This is a genomic window from Gluconobacter albidus (assembly GCF_002005485.1).
Lineage (GTDB): Bacteria > Pseudomonadota > Alphaproteobacteria > Acetobacterales > Acetobacteraceae > Gluconobacter > Gluconobacter albidus.
On record NZ_CP014689.1, the window covers coordinates 1,175,321 to 1,185,736 of the forward strand.

Annotated in this window: 13 protein-coding genes, 1 tRNA gene and 1 pseudogene; 2 read left to right on the forward strand and 13 right to left on the reverse strand. The window is 57.4% G+C overall.

Annotation, left to right across the window (positions count from 1 at the left end; translation table 11 throughout):
• Positions 1–26: 26 nt before the first annotated feature.
• Positions 27–245 carry a hypothetical protein gene (locus tag A0U94_RS05160; RefSeq protein ID WP_077802658.1) on the reverse strand — a complete coding sequence of 73 codons (219 nt, stop codon included), beginning with the start codon at positions 243–245 and terminating at the stop codon, positions 27–29.
• Between the two features lie 145 nt (positions 246–390).
• Between A0U94_RS05160 and A0U94_RS05165 the strand changes: the two are divergent.
• Positions 391–1,517, forward strand: a pseudogene (locus tag A0U94_RS05165) (IS5 family transposase).
• 254 nt (positions 1,518–1,771) lie between these two features.
• Here A0U94_RS05165 and A0U94_RS05170 read toward each other — a convergent pair.
• Both A0U94_RS05170 and A0U94_RS05175 read right to left on the reverse strand, forming a co-directional pair.
• On the reverse strand, positions 1,772–3,670 hold the full coding sequence (locus A0U94_RS05170) for a hypothetical protein (protein ID WP_149026665.1): 1,899 nt from the start codon (positions 3,668–3,670) through the stop codon (positions 1,772–1,774).
• A 41-nt stretch (positions 3,671–3,711) separates the two neighbouring features.
• The gene (locus tag A0U94_RS05175) at positions 3,712–4,038 is read right to left on the reverse strand and encodes a hypothetical protein (RefSeq protein ID WP_149026668.1); all 327 of its coding nucleotides are present in this window, start codon (positions 4,036–4,038) and stop codon (positions 3,712–3,714) included.
• A 1,006-nt stretch (positions 4,039–5,044) separates the two neighbouring features.
• On the opposite strand from A0U94_RS05175, the gene A0U94_RS16320 reads away from it, so the two are divergent.
• The gene (locus tag A0U94_RS16320; RefSeq protein ID WP_408735615.1) at positions 5,045–5,281 is read left to right on the forward strand and encodes an integrase; all 237 of its coding nucleotides are present in this window, start codon (positions 5,045–5,047) and stop codon (positions 5,279–5,281) included.
• A 178-nt stretch (positions 5,282–5,459) separates the two neighbouring features.
• On the opposite strand, the gene A0U94_RS15650 is transcribed toward A0U94_RS16320, so the two are convergent.
• The 10 genes from A0U94_RS15650 to A0U94_RS05225 form a co-directional block, all read right to left on the reverse strand.
• Positions 5,460–5,593: transfer RNA gene (locus A0U94_RS15650), tRNA-Val, on the reverse strand.
• 110 nt (positions 5,594–5,703) lie between these two features.
• A complete protein-coding gene (locus A0U94_RS05185; protein WP_077802662.1) occupies positions 5,704–7,563 on the reverse strand; it encodes a hypothetical protein in 1,860 nt (619 codons plus the stop codon).
• 4 nt (positions 7,564–7,567) lie between these two features.
• On the reverse strand, positions 7,568–7,780 hold the full coding sequence (locus tag A0U94_RS05190) for a hypothetical protein (RefSeq protein WP_077802663.1): 213 nt from the start codon (positions 7,778–7,780) through the stop codon (positions 7,568–7,570).
• Positions 7,767–8,075: a Gp49 family protein gene (locus A0U94_RS05195; RefSeq protein WP_077802664.1), complete on the reverse strand. Its 309-nt coding sequence runs from the start codon at positions 8,073–8,075 to the stop codon at positions 7,767–7,769. Before A0U94_RS05195 ends, A0U94_RS05190 begins: the two co-directional genes overlap by 14 nt.
• The gene (locus A0U94_RS05200) at positions 8,072–8,305 is read right to left on the reverse strand and encodes a hypothetical protein (RefSeq protein ID WP_077802665.1); all 234 of its coding nucleotides are present in this window, start codon (positions 8,303–8,305) and stop codon (positions 8,072–8,074) included. Before A0U94_RS05200 ends, A0U94_RS05195 begins: the two co-directional genes overlap by 4 nt.
• The gene (locus A0U94_RS05205) at positions 8,302–8,508 is read right to left on the reverse strand and encodes a hypothetical protein (protein ID WP_077802666.1); all 207 of its coding nucleotides are present in this window, start codon (positions 8,506–8,508) and stop codon (positions 8,302–8,304) included. Before A0U94_RS05205 ends, A0U94_RS05200 begins: the two co-directional genes overlap by 4 nt.
• A gap of 36 nt (positions 8,509–8,544) precedes the next feature.
• Positions 8,545–8,880: a hypothetical protein gene (locus tag A0U94_RS05210; protein WP_077802667.1), complete on the reverse strand. Its 336-nt coding sequence runs from the start codon at positions 8,878–8,880 to the stop codon at positions 8,545–8,547.
• Positions 8,877–9,290 carry a cell wall hydrolase gene (locus A0U94_RS05215; protein ID WP_077802668.1) on the reverse strand — a complete coding sequence of 138 codons (414 nt, stop codon included), beginning with the start codon at positions 9,288–9,290 and terminating at the stop codon, positions 8,877–8,879. The genes A0U94_RS05210 and A0U94_RS05215 overlap by 4 nt, the downstream gene beginning before the upstream one ends.
• Positions 9,287–9,604, reverse strand: a complete 318-nt coding sequence (locus A0U94_RS05220; RefSeq protein WP_077802669.1) for a hypothetical protein — start codon at positions 9,602–9,604, stop codon at positions 9,287–9,289. The genes A0U94_RS05215 and A0U94_RS05220 overlap by 4 nt, the downstream gene beginning before the upstream one ends.
• The gene (locus A0U94_RS05225) at positions 9,604–10,281 is read right to left on the reverse strand and encodes a hypothetical protein (RefSeq protein ID WP_077802670.1); all 678 of its coding nucleotides are present in this window, start codon (positions 10,279–10,281) and stop codon (positions 9,604–9,606) included. Before A0U94_RS05225 ends, A0U94_RS05220 begins: the two co-directional genes overlap by 1 nt.
• Between the last annotated feature and the right edge of the window lie 135 nt (positions 10,282–10,416).

Here is a 10,416-nt window from a genome sequence, read left to right on the forward strand (position 1 = left end):
GCATCAGCTATAATGGCAATCCAGTCTCAGGTTGCGCCCGCGGGAAGATCCATGAAGCCCTGAGAAACCTGAATGTCCGCCTGCACGCCGTTCAGATAAGTGATGGCCAGGCGGATCCCCGCGACATTGATCAGGATCGAGACGATATCGAACCGGGATGGTCTCGTGTTTCGTCTTGTTTGTGCTTGGAAGTCGATAAAACGGGAAGGGAGGTGGGAAAGCCTATTCGGAAAATGCGCGGACAATTGGTGGCCAGATCAGGTCCGGAAGTCGGTAGTTTGCTGTAAAGCAGGTCTGCCGGGTCGCATACGCGTATGGACCCCCTATGGGCCAAGAGAAACCGAAGAGTGTATTCGTCCCTGACGTTACTTCTCATGATGCCAGTCACACATGGGCAAGCTGGCAGTACTGCCAGCACAAGGATCTGGAGGGTTCGCAAACCCGTCTGTTTTCTTTGCTGTTGCAGAGTGGCTTGCGCGATTGAGTTGGCTTGGCGATCAGCTCGAAGCGTTTTCCCAGACTGTGGATTTTGAAGTATTCCGTCCGGATCTGAACAGGGCTCAGGCGTATTCAGACGGAAGCAAAGGCGGGCGCCCTCCGTTTGATCCGGCGCTGATGTTCAAGATCCTGGTGATCCAGACGTTGAACAATTTGTCTGATGAGCGGACGGAATATCTGATCAATGACCGCCTGTCTTTTATGCGTTTCCTTGGTCCGGGGCTTTCGGATCGGGAGCCGGATGCCAAAACGGTCTGGCTGTTCCGCGAACGTCTGACACAGGTGGGGGTCATTGAAATTCCGTTCAATCGCTTTGACGCTATTTTGAGGAAGGCCGGTGATCTTGCCGATGTCAGGCCAGATCCTGGATGTTACGCTGGTCGCGGCTCCGAAGCAGCGCAATACGAACGCGGAGAAAGCGGATCTTCGGGAGGGACGGATCCCGCAGGACTGGAAGGACAAGCTGTCAAAGCTGTCTCATAAAGATCGTCATGCGCGCTGGACGCTGAAACTTACCAAAGCAAAGCGGCAGGAGGATGGAACCATCCGTCCAGCGATCTCGCCATCCCGTTCTTTGGCTACAAATTCCACGTCTCCATCGACGGAAATTTCGACTGATTCGCAAATGGAAGACGACGCATGATGGCGCCAGACTGCGCGAAGGCCTGCTGGATAGAGCCAATACAGCCTCAACGGTCTGGTCGGATACGGCCTACCGCTCAACGGCCAATGAGGACTTCATGGAAAAGCATGGCTTTGTCTCGAAGGTCCACAGGAAAAAACCGCATCTCAAGCCGATGCCCCGGCATATCCAGAGATCCAACGCCGGAAAATCCGTTATCCGGTCGCGTGTCAAGCATGTTTTTGCCGATCAGAAATCGCAAACAGGACTGTTCGTCCGAACTGTAGGCATAACGCGGGCCACCATGAGGGTCGGGCTGGCCAACATCCTCTACAATATGCGCCGCTTCCTCTTCCTGGAACGGATCAGCGCTGCAGCGTGGCAATCCAGCAGATGATAGCTCCCAATCCGCTCAAAACTCAGATCAGAAACCATCAATAAGTGCCTCAAAACTCAGAAATCACAGGCCAGGCACATCCATCAACAGTTCTTCCATCCCCCCAGATTCTCCAGCTATGAAAAAACCGCCTCTGGGGCGGCTGTTTTGAAGAATATTGCTCTACTGCTGTCCGAACGAACCCGGATCCGGGTTCGTTCGGACAGCAGTATCTGTTCATGGACAAAGAAAGCGCCGCATAATGGCTGTTTGTCTTACCAGCTTGTCCCGTTGTTGATGCGATGCCACGTCCCGGAAGCAACGCACGAGTAGAGATAGGTTGCGTCCATCTGTATTTGTCCCGGCGTACAGGGATCAGTCGCACCGGGTGTACCGAATGGGACGACAAGAGATCCTGAGATTTTAGCGACTGGGGTTGTTACGGGCGGGAGGGTGACAGAAGACGCCAACAGCTGCGCCATTCCGTTTCCGACAGATCCCGATCCGCCAGAATAAACCCAGCGGGAATCATACGCATTACCGGTCTTGGATGTGTGGACATTCACCGCAAATGTATCCTGCGTGCTATCTCCGGCCTCCACTGCAACATTGCCGCCATTTAGGCGCGTTAGCCAAACTTTGTTTTTCGGGTTCAGGACGACATTCCCATTGAATGCTCCGTACTGCACATCGCCATTGGCCTGCACGGAGGACTGGGTATATCCGTTGTCGATATTGTTCGAGCAAAGCGTGTAACCCCCACACCCTGAATAGTAAGACGTTGGGCGTGATGGGTTGAAGCCCGCAATATTACTTGTGACGGTGACAAGAGAATTTTTCGTGCCCGCAAACAGAGTGCCGCCAGCGTTCTGCATGTTATTGCCGGTTATGGTGGCGAACCATGTATTTGACAGATTTATGGCACTTGCGTTTTGAGAGTTGCTGTTCCCCGAGAACGTGTTCCCGCTGATGACGTATTCATTGCTGCCAGACGCCTGAACGCCCGTGTAAGAGCGCGTGGTGTCATCAGTCCAGCCAAACACCATGAAAAGTCCTGACTGGATATTCACGGAGGCAACCGTGTTCAGCTTGAAGCCGTAATTGGCGGTGTTCATATGGAAATTGTTGAACAGCAGGTTCCCGGCCAGATTTGTGGGTTCCGTCGTGCTGCTGCCATCCCAGTCAACGCCGGTTCCGTTGCCCAGAATTTCGCCATTAGAGAACCACAAGCCTTCAACGTGTCCCTTGACCTGAAAGCCGATAGCGCCGCCCTGAAGGATGGAGTTCGTCCACTTTGTGTCGATAACCGGCCTTTGTCTCGTGTTTTTCGCATCGGTGCCCGGATAACCGTAGAGGTCCACGTCCACCGTATCGGTTGGGGCGCCGACGTAATAATCTGGCAGCCGGATTTTCACATTATTACCTATAGGGGCGAGGCCTTCCGCATAGATGCCTTTATGCCATCCTGCAGCACCCGAAGCGGAAAAGATGTTCAGGTTTGACAGAACAACAACGTTGCTGACGCTGGTTTCGTGGGTTCGGGTCAAGGAGAGGGCAACGTCTGTCTGGGTGTTGATAACGCCTGTGAATATCAGGCCCATATCCCGCACGGTAATAGCGCCTTCACCTGTCGTACTGATCGACAGGCCGCCTGCACCAAACGTCAGATTTGATACTCTGGTGCCTACTCCAGATACCGAGACGCTTCTTCCGTCTGTGATGACTATGGACTGTTTGACACTGGAATAGCACCGTCCTCTTGGGACAATTATTCTCACCCCGTTGACATAACTGCTGTCAGAAGCGACTTTGGAAAACGCCGCTGCCATCGTCTGCGCGTTGTCGGTCACTCCGTCACAGACCACGCCGAAATCAGCAAGGTTGAGCGTATCTGCGAAATGTGCCGCAAGAGCCCTGCTTATGGTTCCATTCACAGCTGTAGCAATGGCGGCACTGGTGTCCGTTCCGGAAGCTGATCCGCCTCGCATAGACGGGTTCTGCAACTGACCGTCAGCGTTGAGACCCGGAATACCGCCTGGTACATCCTTCTGAAGCGCACTCCAAATAGTTCCCAAGGTCTGTTTGTTCCATTGGGTCCGCGGGGCACTTACCACTGATGCCGAGGACACGCCTCCGCCTGGAGCAATCCACGGGATGGTGATAGGCTCGGCCACTGCCAGTGACGGCAGAAGCGCTAATATTATGAGGAATTCTCTCATTTGCCATCATCCACCTGAGTTGCGGCAGCGGCGTTGTTTTGGAAGCCGTTGAAATTGGTGCCTGCTCCCATGGCCGGGCTGGCTGATAGAAGCGCGACAAGGAAGGCGGCAAGAGCCTGAGGCGACAAGGGCATGCCGGACATTATGCCAGTCATAGCTGAATATGAGAATGTTCCGATATCCATCCAGAGGCTACCGCCCTCCGGCGCCGTCGTTGGAGGCGTTTGACCAAGCTGGAAGCAGCCGAGAGCCACGATCGAGACGGCAAAATTATTCGCAGTGACTCGTATCGCGCAGGCGCCAAGGGCTGGGCTGTTCTGCATGTGGATATACCGACCGTAGCCTTGAAGCATGTTTCGGCCCCCACGTACACGCAGGAGATCCGGCATGAGCGGGCGGACGGATGGGGTAATCAGACAGCGGATGTGCGCAGTCCTCGAAGAAGCATCCGCGTGCGTGAACACATATCGTGACTGGGCCAATGTCGTGAAGGGTCGGACGGACCAAGCTGAAAGAGCACCTCAGCTGCGTCCATGAATTTCATGGAGAGCCAACGCATTGTCGCTGGGGTCGCAGCATTATCTTTTATCCGGCGGATTTCAAACGCCTACTGCTAAACTTGGAATGCCCCTCAAAATCGTTAAACGTGTCCGATCAGAAACGTATTATGTCCGCGGAACCATCAAAGGACAGCATATTTATGAAAGCACAGGAACTTCTGACTCCCGCCAGGCAGAAGAATACAGGGCGAAACGCGAAGCCTAACTCTGGCAGGATAGCATCTATGGCAAGCGAGCCGTTGTAACCTTCGCCAGTGCAGTCGCTGGCTATGTCGAGGTCTGAAGCGTCGAAGGCCCATTTGCGTCGCCTATTGGATTACTTCGGCACCAGGCGTTTGGCTGACATAGATCAGGTAGCACTTGATCAGGCCTATCGTCACATTCTGCGCGATGGAACGGCGGCCAGTCCTGCCACACAGGTAAGATCCGTCCTTACTCCTCTGCGTGCCGTCTTGGAATTTGTGGCTGTCTGGAGATGGTGCGAGCGTCCAGCGTTTGACAAGCCATGCATTCCAGTGAGTCGAACGATTTACCTCGGGCCTGCGTAGACCTGAGGGGGAGACGTGCTGTCGTCTGGCAGAAGCAGGGGAGTGAGCGGCATAGCGATCTGTCGCCCTGCGTCTGTGCGTCTCTGGCTTCTCTGCCGAACCGGGATGGCCGCGTATTTCGTACCGTTCGTGCGAGGAAATCAAGGAACGGTCGGACGAGCGGTGGTCAGATCAAATCCGGATGGTCGGTGGCTTGTCGCAAGGCGGGTCTGCTGGGGCACATGCGTGTATGGACCCCCGTGGGGCAAGAAAAACCGAAGAGTGTATTCGTTCCGGACGTCACTCCGCATGATGCCCGTCACACCTGGGCAAGTTGGCAATACTGCCTGCACAAGGATCTGATGCGCCTCAAGGCTGACGGCGGATGGGGTAACATCACGACAGTCACACGCTATGCCAAGGTGATGCCAGAGGCTTACCGGGCCGAGATACTGGAATGGCTGGGTATCAGGGTTTGAACTCACCGCCCCCGATTCGCAGGAGTACGCAGATGCAGAGAAGGGTGTACGGATTTGCTCGGTCACATCCGGCTTTATGCGGTACCAAGCGGCTCTAAGCGACCCACACTAATCAGCCCAATGGACTGAAAGGATCACTAGAAACTCTATATTTTCAAGGAGTTATCACCGGACCGAGTGGTGGGCGCAACAGGGATTGAACCTGTGACCCCTACCATGTCAAGGTAGTCTGACTTGTGATGAAAATGGCTGTTTTCTGCGGGTTGCAGCTAGAAAAAAAGGTAAGCTGCACGAAATTTGCACATTGCGCCCATTTCTCGCCCAGCTTCAAATGCCACGCTGGCAACCTGTAAGGATCTCTTACAGGTTCACCCATTGAGCAATCCTCAATAGTTCACGCGGAACTCTCCAAAATCACGCGCTCAGTTCGCCAGCGCATTATTCTGACTATCGGTCCATTTGGTGCCGTTGGCATGGTAGAATGCAGCAACACCGGTCACGCCGTTCAGCTTGCAATCCGAACACCACATCTGGGTTCCGTCCTGCGCAGGACGATAGACGTTATTGAGGTCGGATGCGGACATTGATCCCGGCGTGGTCCCCGCATTTGCGCTCAGCATTCCAGTAACGGAGAGGCTGGCATTCGTCCCACCACTGTCCTGCAGCTTCAGGGTATTCCCCGAAGGCGCTGAAAAATAGGGCGCACCATTCACACCATCCCCTGTGGCGGGCTCGATCTGCACCGTATGCCCGGGCCCCACGGTGACGTCACCACTTCCGCTGACAGTCAGACCACAATTGGTCCCTGAGCCGCAGAGCGCAACCGAGCTGTCCGACATGCCATACTTGATCGCGCCATTCACATAACCGCTGATCGTGCCATACCAGCTCTGGGCACGATTGGTGACACTCGGATTGGTGCCGGGCGTTACAACAGGGCCAACGTAGAGGTTCGGGTTCGCCCCCGCCACATCCTGCTGAAGCCGCGTGATCTGCCGGTAAGACATCCCGTCTGCGATGGCCACATTCTCACTCAGCGTGAAGGTCTTCCCAACGGCCGTACTGGCATCAAACCTGGAGCAATGACTGGCGACGTAAAGCGACTGGCCATAGATCGCACTGCTGTTGCAACCACCCCAGAGCGAAATCTGGATCGGCAGACTGCCTGAAACCACAACGCCTGCGCTGTCCTCGGTGAACTCGGTGCCGTCATTGATCGTACCGTTGGACTGCGGCGAAATCACATATCCCGAATACTTCACGCTGTGCGGCGTCTTGGCATAGGTCGCAAAATCCGTCTCTTCCGCCTGGTATTCATGCGCCAGAGAGGTTTCCGCACCTGCCGTCGGCTCGACATAGCTGGCATACACATTCCGGGCAAAAACCTTGCCGGGAGAGCCAATCCAGACCGTCGGTGTCGTGCGGCTGGAATAGAGCGACGTGTCCAGCTTCGTCACGTCCGGAACCGCCCCTGTTCCAGGGGCCTGCTCGAACACCGACCAGCCGTTGACCGTAATCGTATTGCCCGACCAGCCCGTGACATAGCCGCCATAAAAACGCGCGGTAGGGATCTGACCGGATGAACTGCCCGTATCCGTCAGGCTCGTATCAATGGAATTCGACCAGATATACATGCCTGCACGCAGCTGATTGATCTGCTCCGCCGTCAGCGCGGATGCCAGCGTCACGGAGGTGGCCGTATAGGCCGTGACCGGAAGGATCAGGCGGGCTGGCGCATTGTCGAGATGCTCGTAGAACCCCACGATGTCGCCCATGCCCGCGTTGGCGGAAACACCTTCATGCCAGTCGGTGCCTGAAATGGCCGCACGACCCGCACTGTCCGTCTGGGTGCCCCCCGTCGCAATCACGCACAGCGCGCAGCCATTGTTGTAATTACCATAAGGCCGTGCCGCGATGTTGACGATCGCGCTGGTGGCGGGGTCTCCGGCCGCTCCAGAAACGGAAGGGAGAGCCCACCCGCCCATCCACACAGCATCGGGGCCGCCAGCCAGCGCATCCAAGGCGCCTCCGTACAGCTTGATTCTCGGAGTTGCCGTCGGGAACCCCGATGAGGCGGTGTAGGAATCCTGCAAGGTGATAGACCCGGAAACCACCGGTGCCGTCACGTTCCCGTTCCCATCCAGCCCCGCCAAGCCTCGCGGCTTGTTATAGAACATGGCCCCGATCCACGCCTGAGAAGCATCCATGAAATAGGGCGGGTCCGCATATGCCGGGGTGCAGAGCGCCAAGGCACACAGGATGAGCGGGAGGGTCTTCTTCACTGTTCTATCCTTTGGAGCACGCCCGCACCTGATCGCGCAGGCCGATGTAATCCCCGATCCACCGGATCGTCTGTGGCTGCGGATGGGCCGTGATCTCTCCTGCAAGCGCTTGCTGGTCAGCTGTCGAGTACGTCACCAGCGTGGGGCAGGGGACATAGCGCACGTTGGTGCAGCCGGTGAGGGCTGCACACAGTAGGAGGGCCTTAAACAGCCGCATGCAGCCGCTCACGGAGAACATACCCCTCAAGCTGCCAGATCTTCTCGCGGGCATTGTCGCGCGCGATTTTGCGTCCAATCTCTGGGTTGAAGTTCTCGGGAGACGCGCAGGCGCTTTCACCCGTCACCGTAAAGCCATTGACGAGATGGAGAACGCATACCGTCAGCGTAGTGCCGGGGAAAACATGGTACTGTTCACCGACAATCTTTCTGTCGATCAGGTTCGGGGTCAGGCGCGGAGCATTGAGGCCCTTGGCCTGGATTTCATTCTCAAGCATCTGTTCGTTGGACATCATGCGTCCCCTTTTTTCAGCCGCGCCAATACGTCATCTTCGGTCGCGGGCTTGTCTGCCTCAGCCTGCGCCATGGCTTCGGCCTTCTGCGTCACTACGTTTGCGCTTGCCGTCCCGGCCTCTGCCGTGGTGACGCTCGCGTTGCTCTTCCCGGCCCGGTAGGCGAACCAGACGAGAAGCCCGAGGGCGATGACGACGAGCGCCACCACCCCCAGAGCCACGTAGTTGGTCAAGCGGCAGCTGCCGTTGCGGTCGTAGCCGTCTTGGTTTCCAGCGCAGTCACCAGCGCTGCAAGATTACCTGCGAGGCCGACCAGAGCGGTACGGGCGCCAGCAGTGTCGCAGTTCGGATCGAGCTTCTGGATAATGAATCCGCCCAGGACGGGCAGGAGTTCTTCACCAAGGGCAGCGGCTTCCTGAATTACAGTATCGGGCATGTGAGCGTTTCCTTTGTTGCTCGGGGTGTCCCGCAGTCAATCCGCGGCCGGTGCCGTGGGCTTGCTGAGGATTTCGGGGATGGCAGCCTTCACCTTCGCTGCGTCTTCGCGCGCGACAGGAACGGCGGTAATGCCCGGACGCAGGCGAGGGAGCGCCCACCCGATGCAGCCGCCGATGGCCGACATCAATTCGTAAAGTCCAGCCCACTTGCTGGTCGCTTCCGGGGGCTGGATCACGGCGCGCAGGATCGCGCAGGCGACAATCATCCAGGCCGGATAGATCAGGTATTGAGCCGGGATCAGATCGGGCAGCAGCACCAGCAGGGAGCCGACGCCGCCAGCTTTGAGGAAGGCGTTGACGTTCGGGTTCATGTGCCGGTTCCGTTCAGGCCAAGGCGGTAGAAGGCGTGATGGCCGATGACCTTCACGGGCTTGCGTCCTGCCGCCCATCGCGGAAGCGGGATGCCAAGCGCGAAATAGCTATCGGCACCGTTCGTGATGTCCGGCAGATCACCTGCGACCATCCGGTCTGCAAGCGTCAGGGCAGATCGGAAGAGCGGATCTTCATCGGTCACGGCTTCGGCTTTGGCGCAGTTGGGATCAGTCTTGTTCCAGCACGAAAACTGCCGTGGGCTGGCGCAGACGCTTTCGATGTCACGTCCCCACCAACCCGGCTTGGCCACGCGATGCGCGATGACGTTCAGAATGGCATGCATCCCGACCACGCCTTCGCCGCGGGCTTCGCCCCATGCCGTGCGGGCTGCGAGTTCCTGCGGGGTCATGTGCCATGCCAGTCCCGCCAGAAGGCGAGCAATTTCGGGCCCCATACTGCTACGAACACCAGAGCGGCTGCCACAGTCCCGCAGACCCATGTGAAGGCGGTTTTGAAGAAGGCCATGCCGCCCAGCAGATCCCTGGTCATGCCCTTGAGATCGCGCAGGTCCGTGTCCTGCCGTTCGCCGCGCATCCGGCCTTCGGTCTGGACCTCGACCAGCTTGAGCTGAATAGACGTCATGCCCTGCTCAAGCGCGGTAATGCGACGTTCATGGTCATCAACGCGACTATCGGACGGCGCCGGGAGGAGTGCCTCGCCCATCACTGGCACGCCGTCGCGCTGCGATAGAGGTTTCCGTTGGCATCGAGACAGGCAAACGCATTGCCGGTTCCCTTCGCCTGCGGGACCGTCACGCCGCCTTCAATGGTAAGAGACCCAGGCCAGTCGAACATCGGATTGTCTGCGTCCGTATAGAACGACAGGTTTCCATTCCAATGGGTCTGGAGGTAGTGACCGCCGCCTTTCAAGGCGATCCCAAGAACGCCAAGCTCCACCGCGTCAGACGAATCCTTCAAGGTTCCGGTAAACGTCGGATTGTTCACCGGAAGGTAGCCCGACAGATCCACGTTGACGGATACTGTGCCGTCAGTCGTCACGGCCAGCCCAGTTCCGACCTTCACTCCACCAAGCGCGGAAGACGTTGCGGGCGGGAGGGTGTAGGAGCCACCGCTACCGCCTGAGCACGAAGGGCAATAGATGGGGAGCGGGTTCGACTGCGTCCCGACGCGGCGCCCATAGCTGAACAGTTCAACCGGCGTGGCTGCCTGGGTGGCTCCGGCCTGAGCAGACGGAACGACAGACGACAGGATCGCAATCAGCGGGTTCTGCGGCGTGCCGGTCCGAACGCCATAGCTGAACGGCTCAACGGGGTTCGCGGCCTGCTGTGCGTGAGCGGAGATGGGAATGCAGAGGGGAAGGGCAAGCAATAGACGGCGCATGGGCAGCATTCGGAATTCGAATTGTGCCGCCAGCGCGAAGCATGCCGTGGTGTGAAAATAGCGGAAGTGCGGGCTTCAGTACAAGGGGAAAAGTGTTGACCGGACTCTCTCCGAAGTGAAATGGTATGTTACATT

Excerpts from the sequence above, each read along its gene's own strand:
- A0U94_RS05175 (WP_149026668.1), bottom strand. The coding sequence starts at position 4,038 with ATGCAGAACAGCCCAGCCCTTGGCGCCTGCGCGATACGAGTCACTGCG.
- A0U94_RS16320 (WP_408735615.1), top strand. The coding sequence starts at position 5,045 with ATGCGTGTATGGACCCCCGTGGGGCAAGAAAAACCGAAGAGTGTATTC.
- A0U94_RS05190 (WP_077802663.1), bottom strand. The coding sequence starts at position 7,780 with ATGCGGCTGTTTAAGGCCCTCCTACTGTGTGCAGCCCTCACCGGCTGC.
- A0U94_RS05195 (WP_077802664.1), bottom strand. The coding sequence starts at position 8,075 with ATGATGTCCAACGAACAGATGCTTGAGAATGAAATCCAGGCCAAGGGC.
- A0U94_RS05205 (WP_077802666.1), bottom strand. The coding sequence starts at position 8,508 with ATGCCCGATACTGTAATTCAGGAAGCCGCTGCCCTTGGTGAAGAACTC.
- A0U94_RS05210 (WP_077802667.1), bottom strand. The coding sequence starts at position 8,880 with ATGAACCCGAACGTCAACGCCTTCCTCAAAGCTGGCGGCGTCGGCTCC.
- A0U94_RS05215 (WP_077802668.1), bottom strand. The coding sequence starts at position 9,290 with ATGACCCCGCAGGAACTCGCAGCCCGCACGGCATGGGGCGAAGCCCGC.
- A0U94_RS05220 (WP_077802669.1), bottom strand. The coding sequence starts at position 9,604 with ATGGGCGAGGCACTCCTCCCGGCGCCGTCCGATAGTCGCGTTGATGAC.
- A0U94_RS05225 (WP_077802670.1), bottom strand. The coding sequence starts at position 10,281 with ATGCGCCGTCTATTGCTTGCCCTTCCCCTCTGCATTCCCATCTCCGCT.